Consider the following 19,909-nt stretch of genomic DNA (forward strand, 5'->3'; position numbering starts at 1 on the left):
CCCTCGACGATGACCAAAAACATCCGGACGGTTTTACTACTCGCGGCGGTGATCCTAACCCCTCTCCTGCTCTATGCGCTACTTCAGGTCAAATCACTCGAAGAAGACGAAGAGACTGCAAACCAAATCTACCAAAAGCAGTTAGAGACCATCATGTTTTCGCTCAACCAGTATGCAGATGATATGATGGATAGTTGGGTACGAAAACTCACCAACGAAAAACATCCCCTATCCAAAAATGCATCTGATCTGCTACTCGCCAACGAGTCCATCCAAATGCTCGTCATTCGTCAGATGTCTAACCGATCCGACAGCATCTGTGTCAACGACTATGTGATATCTACCGATGATACCCGTCGCAACATCAACAACTGGTACGACTCCAAGGATTCCGTCCTCTTCCAATTGACCAAATACCTCGATGCGGGATTTCAAAAAATCCAACCCGCTACAGACTGGCAAGCCATCAGCGGTCTACAACCAGCCCAATCTGGCATCACTGTCATGCTCTACGACCGTGACTCAACCCTATACAATGCCCTTTTCATCCTAGAGACCAACTACTGGATAGAACAGACATTGGGATCCAAAATGCAAGAATCTGCTCAAGACAACCTCCGAATAGCGGTACTACAATCCGCCGACACCTTAGACACTCCACGCATCGCATTCAGCACGGAAACCTTCGACCTAGACAAAGACTACATACGCAACGAACTCTGGATACTCCCCAATACCTCACTAGCCATACAGACCAAAGGAGAAAGCTACGCTGAACTGATCCGATCCAGAAGCCGAAACAATCTCTACATCCTACTGGCATCCATATCGACGATGCTACTAGGTACACTCATCATGCTCCGAAACATCCGAAACACCGTACGGGTTGCACAGCTCAAATCGGATTTCGTATCCAACGTATCTCATGAGATTCGTACTCCCCTCTCCCTCATCAAAATGTACGCCGAAACCCTCATGCTAGGCAGGCTACCCTCTGAGGAGAAAAAAAAACACTACTATGAGGTCATCCATCATGAAGCCGGGAGACTCACCTACCTAGTCAACAACATCCTTGATTTCTCCAAAATAGAGGCAAACAAAAAGACCTACCGACTCGAAGCTCAGGACCTCAACGAACCCATCCCGCAACTCATAGAACATTACTCACACACCCTACGAGAAAAAGGAATTCGCTGCGAACTATCACTATCCAGTAGTCCACTCCTCGTCAATCTGGATCTTCAGGCATTTGACGAGGCATTGTCTAACCTGATCGAAAACGCAATCAAATACCACGGAGACAGCGATCAGCTCAAAATCTCAACCTACCGCAAAGGCGACCATGCTTGCTGCGAAATCAAGGATCACGGCATTGGGATACCCAAAAGTGCACAGCGCAAGATTTTCGATAAATTCTATCGTGTAGAGCACGCCCTAACTCAAAAAACAAAAGGGACAGGACTTGGGTTGAGTCTCGTACAGCATATCATGACCTCTCATGGAGGGCGAGTCACTGTAGATTCGATATTGAATCAAGGCAGTACTTTCACCTTATGTTTTCCACTAAACCAGACCAGCACATGACTAGAATATTAGTAGTAGATGATGAGCCCGCTATGCGGGAAGGGTTACATGACAACTTGATCTTCGAAGGGTATCAGGTCGATACAGCCAGTGATGGTAGCGCCGCACTAGCTGCGCTAAAAGACCAACACTACGACCTCATGGTTTTAGACGTAATGATGCCTGAGATGTCTGGATTCGATGTGTGCAAACAACTGCGCAGTGAACAAAATCCCATCCCCATCATCCTGCTCACAGCCAAAGGAGAAGAAATAGATCGTGTACTCGGATTAGAATTCGGTGCAGATGATTACATCTCCAAACCCTTTAGTGTCCGTGAACTAGTCGCTCGAATCAAAGCCATTCTCAGACGCACACAGCAAGGACAACAAACCGCTCCTCCTCAGCATTTTGAGCAGATCGGGCTAATGCAGGTAGATTTCAAAACCTATGAAGCCAAGTTGGGATCGGAAACAATCAAACTCTCCCACCGAGAATTCGAAGTGTTACACTTCCTCTGGAATCACCGTCAACAGATCGTCAGTCGAGACGATCTACTCAAAAACATCTGGGGCTATGACGAGTTCCCTACCACACGGACTATAGACAACTTCATTCTACGTCTTCGTCAAAAAATAGAAAACAACCCCAACGATCCAAAAATCATCCTGACTGTCCACGGTATGGGGTATAAAATGCTTTAAATTGATTTAAACGTAAGTACCAAAAGGCACCTGTAGTTCTACTCTCGTACCATGTATTTCTCCACTTTCATTCTTAATTTCATTGAAGACCAACTTGATTTTATCCTTGAGTGATTGGTTAAAGCCAAATTTGTCATTAGCGATTAAGTAGGGACAAATTTGGCTTTAATATCAATTAGATAGGAAAACTCGACCTTCCACATCATAGCGCCCACGTGTTGGACTGACACAAAAAAAGGGCTTCCCTTTCGAGAAGCCCTTCACTAACAATCAATAATAATAACCAATACGGTATTTTAATTATCCTCTTCAAGCCCTGCTTTGGCTTGGAGTTCTTCCAACCCCTTTTTGCCGTAGGCCAATTTCGTAATCACGATATAGAGTACTGGCACGATGAAGATCGCTAGGAAGGTCGCAGCGAGCATCCCGCCGATCACGGTCCACCCGATCGTCTGACGCGCAACAGCTCCCGCACCAGAAGCCAACGCCAACGGCACGACTCCCAATATAAATGCCAAAGACGTCATCACAATCGGCCTCAATCTCAATTTGACCGCCTCCAGTGTAGCTGCGACGATTTCCATCCCACGGTCTACCCGTTCTTTGGCAAACTCCACGATCAAGATGGCATTCTTAGCAGCCAGACCTATCAGCGTGATCAAACCAATCTGCGCATAGACGTTGTTGCTCAGGTGTGGCAAGAACATCAACGCCACGATCGCCCCAAAAGCACCCAAAGGCACTGTCAGCAAGATCGAAAACGGTACAGACCAACTCTCGTACAGTGCAGCGAGCAGCAACAATACAATCACGATCGACAGTCCAAAAATCGCTACCGTGGCATTGCCTGACGACAGCTCCTCACGGCTCAGCCCTGAGAAATCATAACCATAGCCTGCTGGCAGCACTTCATCCGCCACCTCTTTGAGTGCCTCCATCGCTTGACCACTACTGTAGCCCGGTGCTGCAGCCCCATTGACTTCTGCCGATCGGAAGAGGTTGTAGTGAGAGATCACCGGTGCACTTTCCTTGACGTGATAGTTGACCAATGCACTCAGCGGTACTGATTCGCCGTTGCGGTTTTGGACATAATACTTTTCTAGATTTTTGATATCCATGCGATAGCTCGTATCGGCCTGAGCCACGACGCGGAAGTTTCGACCGTAACGCGTGAAGTCATTGATGTACTGGCTCCCCATAAACGACGACATGGTTGCAAAAACATCCGATACGGACACGCCCAATTTCTTGGCTTTCTCTCGGTCTACATCCACTTGGTAGCCCGGTGCTCGTGCGGTAAAGAAGCTATAGGCCATCGCAATCTCTGGTCGCTGATTGGCTGCCATGAGAAATTGCCCCAAGACTCCTTCGAGCTCCTTGACCTCTCCGCCAGCACGCTGCTCCAGCATGAAACTGAATCCCCCTGTGTTACCCAAACCTGGAATCGCAGGTGGAGACACCACGCGAATGGTCGCTTCGTGTACACTCGCAAATGCGGCATTGAGCTGACCGATCACTCCCTGCAACTGCATGGATGGATCTTTTCTTTCCTCCCAAGGATGCATCTGGATGAAGTAGGTCGCTGAGTTGGATTTGAACGAGAAGTTGATCGCATTCAGTCCAGCGATACCCGTGTAGTTTTTGATCGCGGGGTGCTCGCCGAGTGTCGCACCTACTTTGTCCATCACTTCCAGTGTACGTGCCGTAGACGACCCTTCGGGCAGTTCCATCGCGATGAAAATACGCCCTTCATCTTCCGTAGGGATAAATCCAGTCGGTTTGATGTTGAACATCCCCACCGTGCCTACATAGATACATACTAGCGCGATCAATACCATCGGCGTGGCTTTGATGGCCTTCCGGACACCATTGCCATAAGACTCAGTAGTCCGCTCAAACCAAGTATTGAACTTGAAGAACAGCCCATTGATACCCGTAGATTTCTTGGACAAATTCATCGGACGCAGCATCAGCGAACAAAGCGCTGGTGTCAGTGTCAGAGCGACAAAAGCCGAAATCAATACCGAAATCGCAATCGTAATCGCAAACTGCTGGTACAATCGTCCTACGATACCTGGGATGAATCCCACCGGAATAAATACAGCCGCCAAGATCAAAGCAATCGCAATAACTGGCGCAGTGATGTCTTTCATCGCTCGGCGTGTGGCTTCTTTGGGCGAAAGCTTGAAGTGATCGATGTAGTGCTGTACTGCCTCTACCACCACAATCGCGTCATCCACTACGATACCAATCGCAAGGACGAAACCAAACAGCGTCAGTGTGTTGATGGTGAAGCCCAAGGGAATAAAAAAGATGAACGTACCCACAATCGAAACCGGAATTGCCAAAATCGGTACCAAAGTCGCTCTCCAGCTCTGCAAGAACAGGAACACCACGATCGTCACGAGCAGCAAGGCTTCAAACAGCGTATGCAACACTTCCTCGATCGACACCTCTACCACAGAGACCGACTCAAAAGAGACCACATAATCCACATCATTAGGAAATGCTTTCTTCAACTCTTCCAATGCTTCGTTGACCCCATCGGCCGTCGTGAGGGCATTGCTACCCGGCGCTTGATAGATCAAAAGGAGCGCCGTAGGATCTCCATTGACCACAGACGCACGGCCATAGTCAAATCGACCAAACTCGATGCGGGCGATATCTTTGAGATAGACCAAAGAGCCATCTTCGGGGTTGGTACGGACGATGATGTCTTCAAATTCTTCTTTTGACGACAGTCGGCCGTTGACAGTGATCGGATACTCGAAAGCCTGATCATCTACCTGCGGCATAGCGCCTACTTTCCCCGCCGCGACTTGAAGGTTTTGCTCCTGTATCGCTGCACTGACTTCTTGTGTACGGATCCCATACTGAGCCATCTTGTCTGGCTTGAGCCAAAGTCTCATCGAGAAATCCTGCCCTAGAGAAGTAATATCCCCCACACCTGGCACACGCAACAAAGCGTCTCGCACGAAGATGTTGGTATAGTTGTCGAGGTAGCCTACGTCGTGTGTCCCGTTTGGAGAGTAGATCCCTACCACCATCATGATGCTCGGATTACGCTTGCGTACGACGATACCGAGACGCTTGACCGCCTCTGGGAGTGTCGGTTCGGCGATGCTCACTCTGTTTTGCACATCCAATGTGGCAATATCCACATCGGTCCCCACCTCAAAGGTGACGTTCATTTGCATCTGTCCCGTACTCGTACTGTTGGATGACACGTAGGCCATACCCGGGGTACCGTTGACCTGTGTCTCCACAGGAGTCGCGACCGTCTGCTCTACGGTCTGGGCATCTGCCCCTGTATAATTACCCGAAATCGACACCACTGGGGGCGTAATCTCCGGATACTGGGTCACAGGCAGGTTCATGATCGCCAAGGTCCCCGTCAACAGCAGCAAGAGCGAGATGACGATCGAGGTGACCGGGCGTTTTATAAATACATCAGATATCATTCTTCTATGTTATGTTTTGAACCGAATTGATTAATTGTTGCTCACGACCTCTACTGCTGATCCTTCGCGTAGTTTCTGGATGCCGTTGACGATGAGTTTTTCGCCACCCTTGAGCCCCTCGCGTACGACGATGTCTCCACCGACAATGCTACCGAGTTGGATACGGACTTGATGTGCTTTACCGTCTTGGACGACATAGACAAAGTACTCGCCCATCTGCTCGACAACTGCTTTGTAAGGGATCGCAATTTGCTTTCCATGGTCTTGATTGAGCACCTTGACATCCACAGTCATCCCTGGGATCAGGTCCTTCTCTGGATTAGGAAAACTCAAACGGATCGTCAGTGTACCCGTCTGACGGCCTACTGCACGATCGATGGCTATCACCTTTCCCGAATAGGGGTACTTGCTGCCGTCACTCAACGCCATGGTAAACAACGAATCAGGCTGCTCCTCACGTTTCAGCCTGTTGAATCGTGGAATTTCCTTTTCGTTGATCACAAAATCTACCGCCACAGGATCGTCAGACGAGAGCGTATTGAGCAATGGCTGACCGGGCGATACTTGCGCACCGACGCGAACTTGATGTATCCCGATGGTCCCAGCGAATGGTGCTTTGATCGTAGAGTACTGCAAGTCATTGGTCGAAGAAGACAATTGCGCTTTGGCCGCATCGACTTGCGCTTTGGCTGTTTGGAGGTCTGCTTTGGCGTAATCTACTTTTTGCGCAGCGATGGCGTCCTGCTCGCGCAGTGCTTCGTAGCGCTTCACGTCCTGCTCTATTTTTGCCAAATTGGCTTCTGCCGTAGACACATTTGCTTTGGCTTGATGATAGGACGCGATATATTTGGTTCGGTCTATTTCATAGAGTTTCTGCCCCTTTTTGACTGTTTCGCCATCTTTGACGAAGATTTCGGTGATGTATCCAGACAGTTGAGGACGAAGTTCCACTTCGTTGACCGGTACGACAGTAGCTGGATAGCTATCCAAACTTTCCACTTCTTTGGACAATACGTCCATGCCCGTCACGGTCGCTGCTCCTGCCATTCGAGGCGCACCATTCCCACCCGTACATGCAGTCACGGCTACTGCGGCTAGGACTATCAGGATGGCGTTGAGATATAAATTTCGATGTATGTTCATGGTTTTTTGAAAGATCATTGTTGTCAATTGATTTCGATGGTTCCGATGGATTTTTGGAAGTCCAGTTTGCTAGATAGCAACTGAAATACCGCATTGAGATAGTTGAGTTGGGCTGTCTGCAATTCGGTCTCCGCTACGATTACCTCCAAGTAGGTTTTGATGCCTTCGTCGTATTGTAGTTTGATGGTTTTGTAGACATCCGCTGCGAGATCGGCATTGCTACGGAGTGTTTCCATGTCGTAGTAGTCGCTCTTGTATCCTGCGAGTGCCGTCTGATACTCGGTGCTGATCACACGCTTGGCATCTTCCAGTGTCACGTCGAGTCGCTCTTCTTGGAGCTTGGCGATCTTGATTTGCTGGTTTCGCTTGTTGCCCGTGAAAATCGGAATGCTAGCCGTCAACCCTATGCTCGACGTGGTGTAGTTGTTGTTGTACAGACTCGTGAAATCATCGTGAAAGTACTGCGGGCTATAATTGGCATACGCCGAAATCGTCGGGATCAAGCCCATCTTATAGTATGACGTGTTGAGCTTGAGCAACTCCATGTCCGTCTGCAACTGTCGGTACTCGATGCGACTCTCGATCGCTAGATTCTGCGTGGTATCCAACAGAATATCACTCTCCAAGATCTGCTTTGTGTCGTACTCCAGATTGAACTGCTCCTCCATCGGCAAGCCCATCAGCTGTCTGAGGTATGCAAACTTGGCCTTGAGCGACTCCTCGGTTCTCTTCTTGGCACTTCTCGAATTGGCCAAAGTGATGCTAGCCCGCTGGTAATCGGTCTTGTCCACCATACCATTGTCATACTGTGCACGCGAATCGTTGTACTGCTTCTGCTGACGCACGATGTTGCCCTGCAGGATATTGAGCTGCTCGCGTGTCAACAAGATGTCGTAAAACGCCTTGCTCACATCCACAACCGTACTGATCTTGCTCGATACGATGTTTTGTTCGAGCTGTCGACGGCTATGCTTCGCAGCTTTGCTCGCCAAGAGCACCTCGTTGCTATAGAGCGTCTGGTCAGCGCGCAGAGACAAGTTGGAATTGTACTTCTGACCGATCTGCACGACATTGCCAGCAAACACCGTACTCTGCAACTGGGTGTTGTTGACCAAGCTGTAGCTCCCCGTGATCTGTGGCAACCAAGCCGACAAACTGGCGTTGATCTCATGGTGACCGATCTGCTCATCGATCATCGTTTGCTCCATGTCTGGTCGGTGCTCCAGCGCAAAAGTAATACACTCCTCGAGTGAATAACTCTGCTGCGCCGACACGTGAAGCGTCGTGACCAGGCATAGTATGATTAAGAAACTGAGTTTTTGTTTCATATGATTTCTACTCTCTTTGTTGTTAATTATGTTTTGACAATAGTTTTCCTATGCCTGATTATCTCCCAGACACAATTCATTCCTAGTAAAATAGTTTAGTCATTTAAATGATCATGCCCTTCCATTGCATGTCAATGATGTCATTCAAATCTGACCCATCGATATCCACCTTTCGGTAAAACTTCATTTTCAAGGCGGAAATCACACTCCCGAAAAACAACCCTGAAATCAATTCTGGGTTTTTATCGATGATTATTCCTTGGCTGATTCCTTCTTGAAAAAATGCCGAAAAATACAATTGAATCTCTTTCCTTTTTGGGTAGTTGAAATTGAATGGCGAATTGACAAACTGCTCGTAAAACCGTAGGACATGAGGACGATCTATATGGAACTGGTAGATACATTTCCACCTTTTCTCAAAACGCTCTTTGAAAGAAAGGTTTTTGTCGTCACTTGTCGTTAAGCTCTCCAACAGCTTGTCCACGATATCCGTATGCAAAGCACAAATCATTGCTTCTTTGCTCTCAAAATAATGATATATCGTCCCTGCCGCCACACCTGCATGCTTAGCCAGTTGACTCATAGACGTCCCATGAAACCCACATTCGTTGATCAATTCTAGGGCACTATCGAATATCGCTTGCTTCTTCTCTACCATACCGCAAATATAGATTGAATGTTCATTCGGTTTTACTTTCCTTTTGTCAAAAAGGTTACACCCTTGATACAATTTGAAGAAGAAAAATGAAATTTAGGAGAATCTCCTATGGAGGGGAAAATAGTAGATCACTTCGTTATCCAACGATTCATTGATCGAAACCCGTTGTTGATTTGTATCTCCAGAAATACCGACTGAACCTAATATTGGTCAGAAACACAAAGCCACTATAGTTAAAATGCTATAGTGGCTTTGAAAATATTCTAAGATTAACTTGTCCAAAGTTTGAGATCCTTTAGAGACATTTGGTCTAGGGTCTTGATTCTAACAATCCTGACTCTACTATTTCCTGATTACGCATTTCGAAGATGGCACTGGCCCCTAGCAGAGCCATGTCCGCCTCTCCTGAGTAGTCAATCACCAACAAATCCAATACCCGTTGATAAGGGAAGGTCTTGAGCACCTCTCGCATCGAAGCTTCAAAATAAGGGAAACAGTCCTTGATCGAACCGCCAAAAAATATAGCCTCCGGGGACAGTATGTGCAAGGTCAACTTGACCAACTGCCCTATATGCGTCCCCAGTTCTGCCATGATACGCAAGGCACGCTCGTCACCAGCCGCCGCCTGAGCAAAGAGTACTTTCCCCTCCTCCCCATGCTCTTTCTGGAAAAACTGTCCGCTACAGTAGTGCTCATAGTTGTGCGCCAGGTACGGAAGCACCGCCAACTCTCCCGCGCATGACATGAGGCCAGCGTGCAAACTACCGTTGATGACCAGTCCCACTCCCAGTCCCGTACCGAGCGTAATCCCCACGACACTGTCATAGGGCTTTCCTTTGCCATGAAACTTCTCTCCTAGTACATAGCAGTTGGCGTCATTGGTGAGGCAGACCTCTAACCCGAAATGCTCGCTGATGCTATCCACGAGATGCACCTCATCCCATGACGGTATGTTGGTCACTTGATAAACAATGCCACGTTTCTCATCAACTAGTCCCGGGACACCTATCCCGATACCGAGTATGTCAAAACCCATACTCACCTGTTCGATCCCTGCTATAATCGCATCGACCACCACATCCTTACTTTCTTGAGCTGGAGTCGGTACGCTGATTTTCTTCACGATCTCCCCGTTGCGAATCACCCCTAGGTTGATGGTAGATCCGCCTACATCCACTCCTACTATGTATTGACTGTTGTTCATTCTCTGTACAAATAATTCGTTGACCTTATTGTTCTGCTCCTACCACGATCTCTGTAACCTTGCCATATAGGGTTTCATCCGTAGCATATAATATCGCCTTGAGCCTCGTACCTTCTGCCACCATGAGCGGTGACTCATAGCGTGAAGACTCTAGTGTAGGTTCACTACCGTCCGTGGTGTAATACATCCCTGGCCAGTCCATCTGGTTGTCCAACTCGACTTGGTAACCATCGGTAGAATCCTCGGACACGGTATAGGTCACATGAAATAGACTCTTGGCATAGTTGATATCGAGCGCAGCATAGCGCACTGTCTGTCTTGGCAATTTCTCTTTGAAACGCTCCCAATCCTTGGTACTGCCTGGTGACCACACCAGTTCGGAGAGTGCACTGATCCTAGGGTAGACCATGTACTCGATTTGATCTTCGGTAGGCATGTACTCCGTCCAGACATTGGCCTGTGCACCGAGGATGTAGCTTTGCTCCTCCTCCGTGAGTGAGTCAGGTAGCGGATCGTAGGCATATACATCAGCCATGGTCAACTCACGTCCCACCACAGTCGGTTCGAATCGTGGATCTCCTTGATAATAATCGAGGTACAGAAACTGATAAGGTGCCATCACTACGCTGTGTTGACTCCTCGCTGCAGCGATACCACCAGACTCTCCACGCCAAGACATCACCGCCGCATTGGGTGCAAGTCCTCCTTCGAGGATTTCGTCCCAACCGATGATCTGACGCCCTTTGGAATTGACAAACTTCTCTATGCGCGTAATGAAATAACTCTGCAATTCATGTTCGTCTTTCAGTCCCAATTCCTTCATCTTGGCTTGTATCCGTGGCGACTCCTCCCACTGAACCTTCATCGCTTCGTCTCCACCTATATGAATATATTGGCTCGGAAACAGTTCGATGACTTCTGCCAATACATCTTCGAGGAAGGAAAAAGTGGCATCCTCTACATTGAAGATATCAGGGAATATGCCCCAGTTCACTTCCACCTCTGGGCGCTCACCTGATGTACCCAACTCTGGATACGCAGCGATCGCCGCAGTAGCATGCCCTGGTAACTCTATCTCAGGGATCACCGTGATATACCTGTCTGCAGCATACGCCACGATCTCTTTGATTTGCTCTTGTGTATAGAACCCTCCGTATCGTTTGCCGTCATAGACTTTGGGCTGATGACGACTTGTGATGGTCAAGCTCTCCTTGCGAAACCCTCCAATCTCTGTCAGTTTCGGATATTTTTTGATTTCGATCCGCCATCCTTGATCATCTGTCAAGTGCCAATGAAAGGTATTGAGTTTGTGCATGGCCATGTTGTCGATGTATTCCTTGATGAACTCCACGGAGCTCATGTTGCGTCCCACATCCAGGTGCAATCCTCTCCAACTAAATCGTGGATAATCCTCAACCTGCACCAGCGGCAGACTCCACTCCACCTCAGTAGCCTTCGCTTTGCCATAGATTTCTACAGGCAACAACTGCTTCAGCGTTTGCATCCCGTAAAACAAGCCTGCGCCAGATACAGCACGTACAACCACAGCATCTGTGGTGACACTGAGTGTATAAGCCTCCTCGGGTTGATCATTGGCTACTCCCTCAGACGTAAATACAATCTGGTTATCCCCCACCGATTGGTCACTCGTGATCGGAGCTACTGGGACAGCCCAGCCTGTAACTTGCCTCAAATCCTCCGCTAAATGCTGCGCCACGCGATTCGCCTCTTCGTTATCTGCCTGAGCAAACAACTTCAGGTCCTCTGTGAGAACCAGTTGACCCGTTGACTGTTGTAGGGATACAGGCTCAGGGATAATCTGAACAGTTCCCTTGTATTCTCCCTGAGGTTTCGGGCTACAGGCCAGCAGGCCTCCCAACACAACGCTCAGTATTACATTCCATGTCTTTCTCATGCTATGATCAGTTAATATTTTAATTGTTTTCAAAATTCATCAAGACAGATAGGCTACTCTTTGATAAAGCGGAGACTTTTGACTCTTTGGTTATTCTCTATCCTTACCAAGTATATCCCTGACGAGAGTGAACGTACATCAATTTGACGCTTGGTATCTGCCATTCCGCTCCACACCTGTGTTCCTTGTAAAGTAACGATTGTGACGGTATCATCTGCGCCCAGCTCTGGTAAAACCAAGAAATCATGCGTTGGGTTGGGGTAAATACTATCTACCTCTACGCCTAAACCCGTCGACAATATCTCCTGATGAACCGGCTCAATCACCTCGTGTATCGTCCGAAGAAGTGAACGTTCGTCGCTATAGGATACATCCTGGGTGATTTCCCAAATCATCACTCCGCCTGCTTGTTCCAGTGCTAGTTCTGATTTGGCTCGGATGGTTGGCTGACCGTTGTAGTAGATGTTGTCCACTTGATCGAGAGCCTCCGCTCCCTCGTACTGCGCAACAATATCTCGGTAGACCATCGATCTGATTTGCGTGGCACTTTCAAAGTTGTAGCCATAAAACGGCAGACCAAGTACTACTTTGTCCGCAGATAGTTTTTTTGTATTCTTCCAATAATCAATGTCATATACGGCATTCTCATAGCTCGAGTGCTGCCCCGGTGCATTGGGCGTCCATGGACCAGTCTGATCATAGGACATCACCCCGATGAAATCGTAACGATCTAGGGTCTCGGACTGCAAATTGGTTGCGCTCCAAGTTGCCATGGCGGCAGTGTACAGTTTGGTCTCAGGCAAACGTTCGTCTAACTCCCGAACGAATGCAGGGTAGGCACTGCTGAGTACCAAATCACCCTCCAAATCCACATCGATTCCATCAAAATCATGCGCTTGCATAAAGGCAATCAAGTTGCCGATGACCCGTGGGCGATTGCTAGATTTCATGTTTTCGTGCCAAGCATCATTGATGGTAGTAGATCCTCCACCAATAGACATGAGGACTAGGCACCCTGATTGGTGTGCCTTGAGGATGAGACGCTTCACATCTGCCCCCGATGCTCCGATACTGACATTCCCATCTATATCCGGATTGGCGAATGCCAACATGATGTGCGAATACGACGAAAAATCTGTCTCATGAAGTAGGGCACTAAAATTGACCCAAGTAGGTATATACCCAACCACACGCGAAGGTGAGGACTGGGCTATGCTCGCAGTGATACAGAACACTGTCAAGCTAAAAAATAGGATTGCTTTTTTCATTCAATAAGAAAAACTAGCCCCCGTTTCTCCATCGGGGACTAGTTACTTTAAACTTAACGCTAATTATTACCTAATGCTGAATATGCTGCTTTCAACAAGGAGGTTTCAGGGTCTTTGGTGTCGCTCTCGATGCTCCACATCATCATCCCTCCATACCCTTGAGAGAGTACTGCGTTGGCCTTTTCGGTCACCGCTGGGTGTCCATCGTAGAATAAACCATCGTCTACGCTGAGCATGTTTTTACTATACGCTTCCGCATCCATCGATAAAATCTCTTTGTAAGTATGGTAAGTGGCAAACATCCACAAGTTGCCCCAGCCGACGACCGTGCCGTCTGTAGGCATGTCGTACTTCAGTCCGAAAGCTGGAAACCCGCCTACAATCTTCTCTGCGGGAACCCCCAAACCTATCCAAGTATCCGCTAGACTGGTATAAGCCCAACCTGGCGAGTGTGATGTCGGAGACAAATCTTCATATCGATAGGGTTGTATATTCACCCAATCGATGCGCTCTACTGCCGCCAATGGACTCAACAAACTAGTCGTCCAACCGCCCGGTACAGACACGGAATAAAAGAACTCTCCGTCAGGCCCTGGCCCTTCGGGCAAATAATCCGGTACCGCTGCATAGAATGCACCAATCGCAGCAGCATCCAAACTACCTGGCCCTCCCCAAGTATCGTTGAGATAGAAATTAACTCCATCCAGCTGATTGTCCACCGCAAACTTCATGATCGTTTCCAAGACTTTAGCACGCTTGTCTGCGTCTGCTACCGCGTCAAAGAAGGTCACATCTCCATACAGACCTCCACCAGTGATGGCTGCCATATCATCCGTCACGTCCAGCATGACATACACACCAGCATTGTGCGCAGACTGCACGATCTGTGGGATATTCATCGCATCTGCGAATGTCGTATCCACGATGGTCTCAGGAAATGCCACTTCATCCACCACTGCAGATGAGATCACCAAGTGCGTCAAGCTACTGAAATCAACATCCGAAATCGACCCAGCACTCGTGAGGAAACCAACCATCATTTTGGCATAGTCCTTCGGGACAAAAGGCTGGTTCACTTCGACAGTAGCTGTCCGGGTATTGGGCACACCATTTCGCTCGATCGCTAGATGCACTTCGTAGGTTTTGGGATCATCAAAGAGATACTCAAAAGTAGGATCAGTAGAAACCTCTACTCCATCGAGTGTCCAGCTGTAGGTCACCCCATCGCTCGGAGATACCTGCACGGCGATCTTTAGTGAGTCTTCGATATTGGTACCGTAGAGCTGCTCCCAGCCAAATATCCTCGGCAATTCGTCCGAATCAAAGCTCGGGTTCTCTACTTCCTCCGCACAACTGACGAACATCGAGACGATGACCATCAGTAGAAATGCTTCCTTTATAAATCTATAATTTTTCATTTGGTTCAATTTTTTAGTTGACATAAGCACCGGACTACTGGACATCCCACCATACACGTGAGGTCCAATCGTCTCCACCCTCGAGGCGATCTACCGCTTCTAGCAAATTGGCTTCATTGAGCAAGTACTCGTTGATCGGATACTGCATCCTGCGAGGAATCGTCCCGTTGGTCTGGTTGATCCCTGGGTCGACGTTTGGATACGCGAGTGCAGGGAAGCCTGATCTCCTCCAGTTGCTATACGCCTCCATCGGGTTGAAAGCAAAGTTGACCCATAGCTGCGTATTGATATCCTCGAGCTCTGTACCTGCGCCCAAAGGATTGGCCGCTACGAATGCATCGATCGTGCCTTGATCCGGCAGTTCGATACCATACGCATCGTACTGCATCACCCCTGCTGCGAGTGCTTCCGCATAATGCGTCGCAGCATCACCACCAGCAGACCACCCTCTAAAGGCTGCCTCCGCCATCAACAGTTTGACCTCAGCATAACTCATCATGATGAAAGGCGCATCGATAGCTGTCAATGCCTTAGCAGGCTGTAATATCTGTAGCGGCCCAGTCACCTCAGTCGGTGTACCGTCTACGTCGACCTCTATCGTGCCGCCAGCTGCTTGCCAGATGAAATTGCTCGGCAATACTGATAAGTCTGTATAGCTACCAATCTCGTCGTATACCTCTTGGCTCACATCCGTACGGTCTTTGTTGTCCAGATAGCTACCAGCCATGAGAGTGATGCGAGGATCGCCTGTAGACTCCAGCTGCTCAGCGAGTGTCGTACAGATTCTGAAACTACTCACATCAGGCGATGCAGACATGAAGGTGTACGAAGTACCATTGCCCCCCATACCTCCGCCGTTGAACGGTGCGTCGTTGTGATACATGATCGCCATGTCGGCATTGCTTTCCATGACTCCTCCAGCGATGGCAGCCTCAGCCTCGCTCTGTGCTTTGGCGGCATTCACTTTGACCAGTCTCATGGCTAATTTTAATCGCAGCGAATTCCCAAATTTTTTCCATTGTGCAATGTTGCCCTCAAAGTAAAAGTCTTGGGTCACCTGATCTGCACTAGGGTCCAAAGCATCTGTAGCCAGCGCGAGTTCTTCGAAGAAATCATTGTAAATATCCTCTTGCGTATCATAGGCCGGCTTGAGTACTCCTTCGAAATATCCTTTACCCGCTGTGAAATACGGTAAATCTCCATACAAATCCGTCAATCGATGAAAGATCAGCACCCTCATGATCCGTGAGACCGCGTTGATATTGACTTGTTCTGGACTGTCTTTGGTTCGCTCCACCATGTCCGTGATGTTTCGCACCTCGCGAGAATACTCTCTATCCCAAAGAGCACTCATGTAGGTATCGTTCTTTTGACCTTTTCCGCCAATCTCCACCGTCGCGTACTCGCCTGTCCATAGTTGCATCCAATCTGAGGCATAGATGAAACTGTTTCTCCATGTCTCGTAGCGCTCCCCAGATAGCTGCATCTGTATCGTTGGCAGCATCAGATTGGGATCCATGTCCGTCGACGTGGTAGGATTCTGATTCATCTCCTCAAAATCATCACAGGCAGCAAAACCTACCGTCATAATCAGCGCGATGATATATATATTTTTCTTTATGAAAGTCTTCATCTGATTTCTATTTAGTGATTAAAACTTCAAGCTTAGGTTGACACCATAGCTTCGTCTAGAAGGAATCGATCCATACTCAAACCCTTGGCCATTGCTGTTGTTATAGCCTGATTCAGGGTCTACATTGGGCACATTGCTGTAGATCAGCCAGAGGTTTCGACCTACGAAAGAGATCGATCCTGCCGTCAAAATATTGCCCAACCACTTCTTAGGAAAACTATAGCCAATCACCAATTCTCTCAACTTGACATAAGATGCGTCATAGATGAACAACTCCGGTGATTGGGTGTATAAACTCCCCCAGTAGTTTTGTGGGTTGGTAGGGATGTCGTTGGTCTCATACACTGGATTATCCGCTGTACCTGTGTTTTTGACCCCTTTCCCGACGTATCCACCCGTAGGCGTCCATGCCGCAATATCTGTCACACCTGCTGCTAATCTAGCCTCTTCCGACGCATACCATGCATCTCTGCCTTCGAGTGTCTCCTTAGAAGTACCATTGGCATACGCCAAACCACTACTCATCGAGTACACATCTGCTCCTGATTTGTAATCAATCAAGGCACGAAGCGTGAAGCCTTTGTAGGAGAAATCATTGATAATACCCGTAGTGAATTCGTACTGACCGTTGCCCAAAACCTGCTGTCCTGCCTCATCATCGAGTACCGGTAGTCCTGCGGCATTGTGTACGATATTTCCGTCAGGATCTCTTAACCATTTCTTGCCAACGATGTCTCCATACTTGCCTCCTTCGGTCGCCACGATCGCCGCATTGGCCCACCTTGCATTGGATAACAAATACGTGTCTGACTCTGGATGTAGTTCAGGGATGGAATTAATGTTCTTCGCAAAATTCACCGTCACATTCCACTGGAAATCGCCTACTTGGATCGGTGTGGCTGCCATTTGGATTTCGACTCCTTGGTTGAGAATCTCTCCCGCATTGATGACAGCTATATCGTACCCACTCGTCGCGGGGATGTTGAGTGTCAAAATCTGATCTCTCGTCAACTGATAGTAGTACGCTGCGTCCAATCTCAACCTATCTTGAAAAAAACGAATGTCTGCCCCTACTTCGTACGAATAGGTTCGCGTCGGTTTCAAATCCACCTTGGCCAATTCGACTCCTGACAGTTCTCCGAGTGGTTTGCCCAGCAACGAAAAGTCCTTTACTCCATAGTTTTGACTCAAACGATACGGTTCTGTATCACCACCTACTTCAGCATAAGAAGCCCTCAACTTACCAAAAGATAAAAACTTGCTACTCTCTAATAAATTAGAAAACACAAAGCTACCTGAGAGAGATGGGTACATATATGAATTATAATCAGGGTCTAGAGAAGAAGACCAATCGTTTCGCAAAGTCGCATCCAAAAAGTAGGTATCCTTATAGCCTAACTGTACTGCTCCAAAGAGTGAATTGATCTGCTTGCGCACATTCGAGTAGCCATTGTTGACCTGCAGGAAATTTTGAATAGTCTGCACATCTTCGAGTATGATTCCAGTACCCGCCTGGTTAAACGTCTCCGCATTGTACGTCATGATGTTGCCGCCTACGTATGACGACAATGAAAAACCTCCATTAAAATCCTTGTGCACTTCGAGCATCGCTTGGTAGTTGTCCTCGCGATTGAACCTACTCTGCTCAGTCAAACTACCTGTTTCCAATGTAGGCGTGCTAACAGGTGAGAAATTGGTGAATCTAGACTGATAAAAATCAGTACCTCCACGCAAATTCAAATTCAACCAATCCGTCAATCTGTAATCCACCTGCAAATACCCGATGATGCGATCTCTCGAAGACTCATTTGATATCTCTCGTGTCGACCAGTAGGGATTGATCCGGTAGATATTGCCGCCATTCCAGTCGACATATCTGTCCTCATCATCTTTGTAATCTTCTGACAGCCATTTTTGATCAAAACTAGGTGCGAGACCGATGAGAGATAGTCCCACATTGTTTGGGTTATCAGATAGTGCTGGACGATTAGTCGCCGACTCACGTATGTAGTTTACCTTACTTGTAATCGTCAAGCGGTCTGCCAATTTGAGCGACCCGTTGACCAAAAAAGTATTTCGAGCCATCTCTGACCCTGGGATGATATCTTTGTTTCTCATGTCTGATACCGACACACGCATATTGGCGATTTCGCTACCTCCCGTCAGTGCGACGGTATTGGTGAAGGTAGAACCTGTTCTGAAGAAGTCTAATATATTGTCCTCTACTACGCCATAAGGCTTCAACTGACCATTGTAAATTGGAATCGTCAAGTTGGGATCCATTTTGGCTCCCCAAGCCGACTGAGTTGTATTTTGTGCATCGTCCACATCTGGAATCTGCCCGTCTCTTCCCTGTCCATAGACTGTCTGATAGTCGTCAAATCTAGCACTGACTTTTTCGAAGGTCGCATTGCTAGTAAACTCTACTCCAATGCCGTTTCTTTTTATACCTTTTTTGGTCGTGATTAGGATGACGCCATTGGATGCTCTCGATCCATAAAGTGCAGCCGCCGATGGTCCTTTGAGTACGGATACAGACTCGATATCGTCGGAGTTCAAACTGGATACTCCATCTCCCAAATCATATCCTCCCCACTGACCTGCTCCGTCACCTTGTGCTCGGTTGTCCATAGGTACACCATCTATTACATATAACGGCTCGTTTGATCCTCCCAGCGATGCTTTTCCTCGAATCGTGACACTGGATGATCCCGTCGGTCCAGCACTCGATAGATTCACATCTACCCCAGCGACTTTACCCGACAGGGAATTGACGACATTGACCTCCTTGGCTCTCGATAGATTGTCTCCATCTACTTGACTCACCGAATACCCCAAAGACTTAGTTTCTCTCTCTATCCCTAGTGCGGTCACGACTACTTCGTCGAGCTGTTTAGAATCTTCTGCCAGTTCCACATCAATGATCGTCTGACTACCTACAGTGACACGCTGACTCAAATAACCAATAAAGGAGAATATCAAAACATCTCCTTCTTCTGCGTTCAACTTGAAATTCCCATCAAAATCAGTCACGGTACCACCCGTTTTCCCGTCCATCAATACAGTCACTCCAGGAAGTGGAGATCCGTCTGCCTGATCTGCTACTGTCCCTGATATGACCACTTGTGCCTCCGCATAATTAAGTGCTAATACCAATACCACTAAGAGTGTCAGACCTCCTTTGAGCCATGACTGACTCGTAGACGATACCGATGAGGAGATCAATCCAGGATCCTTCTCCTGTCTCGTGTCGATCTTCACACCAAGTAAAGCCCTCACTTGTGTTTTGTAATGTTTCATCATATAAAATGGTTTGTATAATTAAGTAATTAGTAATTGTCTCTCGTTAAATACACACTTGCACAACACCCCTTTCTACATATCTGCCATAGCGTCATTCTTTAGAACCACACGCTACTCAAAACCGACACTTCTCCCACCTAAAATCTGTGCTAGCTATAGACTAACATTCTGGCATTTTGCAACTTGATGGGTTCAAGATAGAAATAGAGTTAACAAAAACAAAACAATTCCATAACTAATTGTGTGCGCACACAATTAGTTTGTGTTCGCACACAATATTTACACGCAAGTACAGACCAAATCTGACTTTT

Annotated in this window: 12 protein-coding genes; 2 read left to right on the forward strand and 10 right to left on the reverse strand. The window is 47.8% G+C overall.

Going from position 1 to position 19,909, the window contains the following annotated elements:
* Positions 1-9 precede the first annotated feature (9 nt).
* Positions 10-1,584: a cell wall metabolism sensor histidine kinase WalK gene (locus BGP76_RS10725; RefSeq protein ID WP_119844659.1), complete on the forward strand. Its 1,575-nt coding sequence runs from the start codon at positions 10-12 to the stop codon at positions 1,582-1,584.
* Positions 1,581-2,267 (forward strand): response regulator transcription factor, encoded by a 687-nt coding sequence (locus BGP76_RS10730; RefSeq protein WP_119844980.1) that lies wholly within the window; start codon positions 1,581-1,583, stop codon positions 2,265-2,267. Before BGP76_RS10725 ends, BGP76_RS10730 begins: the two co-directional genes overlap by 4 nt.
* Before the next feature lie 296 nt (positions 2,268-2,563).
* Here BGP76_RS10730 and BGP76_RS10735 read toward each other — a convergent pair whose 3' ends face one another.
* The 10 genes from BGP76_RS10735 to BGP76_RS10780 form a co-directional block, all read right to left on the reverse strand.
* Positions 2,564-5,728 (reverse strand): efflux RND transporter permease subunit, encoded by a 3,165-nt coding sequence (locus BGP76_RS10735; protein WP_119844660.1) that lies wholly within the window; start codon positions 5,726-5,728, stop codon positions 2,564-2,566.
* Between the two features lie 30 nt (positions 5,729-5,758).
* Complete coding sequence (locus BGP76_RS10740) at positions 5,759-6,871, reverse strand: efflux RND transporter periplasmic adaptor subunit (RefSeq protein WP_119844981.1); 1,113 nt, start codon at positions 6,869-6,871, stop codon at positions 5,759-5,761.
* Positions 6,872-6,894: 23 nt separating this feature from the next.
* Positions 6,895-8,199 carry a TolC family protein gene (locus BGP76_RS10745; protein WP_073124706.1) on the reverse strand — a complete coding sequence of 435 codons (1,305 nt, stop codon included), beginning with the start codon at positions 8,197-8,199 and terminating at the stop codon, positions 6,895-6,897.
* Positions 8,200-8,302: 103 nt separating this feature from the next.
* Positions 8,303-8,857 carry a TetR/AcrR family transcriptional regulator gene (locus BGP76_RS10750; RefSeq protein WP_119844661.1) on the reverse strand — a complete coding sequence of 185 codons (555 nt, stop codon included), beginning with the start codon at positions 8,855-8,857 and terminating at the stop codon, positions 8,303-8,305.
* A 310-nt stretch (positions 8,858-9,167) separates the two neighbouring features.
* On the reverse strand, positions 9,168-10,061 hold the full coding sequence (locus BGP76_RS10755; protein WP_099597241.1) for an ROK family protein: 894 nt from the start codon (positions 10,059-10,061) through the stop codon (positions 9,168-9,170).
* A gap of 25 nt (positions 10,062-10,086) precedes the next feature.
* The gene (locus BGP76_RS10760; RefSeq protein ID WP_119844662.1) at positions 10,087-11,976 is read right to left on the reverse strand and encodes a beta-N-acetylhexosaminidase; all 1,890 of its coding nucleotides are present in this window, start codon (positions 11,974-11,976) and stop codon (positions 10,087-10,089) included.
* A gap of 53 nt (positions 11,977-12,029) precedes the next feature.
* The gene (locus BGP76_RS10765; protein ID WP_119844663.1) at positions 12,030-13,244 is read right to left on the reverse strand and encodes a glycosyl hydrolase family 18 protein; all 1,215 of its coding nucleotides are present in this window, start codon (positions 13,242-13,244) and stop codon (positions 12,030-12,032) included.
* A 59-nt stretch (positions 13,245-13,303) separates the two neighbouring features.
* Positions 13,304-14,662: a glycosyl hydrolase family 18 protein gene (locus BGP76_RS10770; protein WP_158584237.1), complete on the reverse strand. Its 1,359-nt coding sequence runs from the start codon at positions 14,660-14,662 to the stop codon at positions 13,304-13,306.
* Positions 14,663-14,696: 34 nt separating this feature from the next.
* Positions 14,697-16,295 (reverse strand): SusD/RagB family nutrient-binding outer membrane lipoprotein, encoded by a 1,599-nt coding sequence (locus BGP76_RS10775; RefSeq protein ID WP_073124715.1) that lies wholly within the window; start codon positions 16,293-16,295, stop codon positions 14,697-14,699.
* A gap of 18 nt (positions 16,296-16,313) precedes the next feature.
* Positions 16,314-19,598, reverse strand: a complete 3,285-nt coding sequence (locus BGP76_RS10780; RefSeq protein WP_119844665.1) for a SusC/RagA family TonB-linked outer membrane protein — start codon at positions 19,596-19,598, stop codon at positions 16,314-16,316.
* Between the last annotated feature and the right edge of the window lie 311 nt (positions 19,599-19,909).

Source organism: Reichenbachiella sp. MSK19-1, from assembly GCF_003590315.1.
GTDB classification, from domain to species: Bacteria; Bacteroidota; Bacteroidia; order Cytophagales; family Cyclobacteriaceae; genus Reichenbachiella; species Reichenbachiella agariperforans.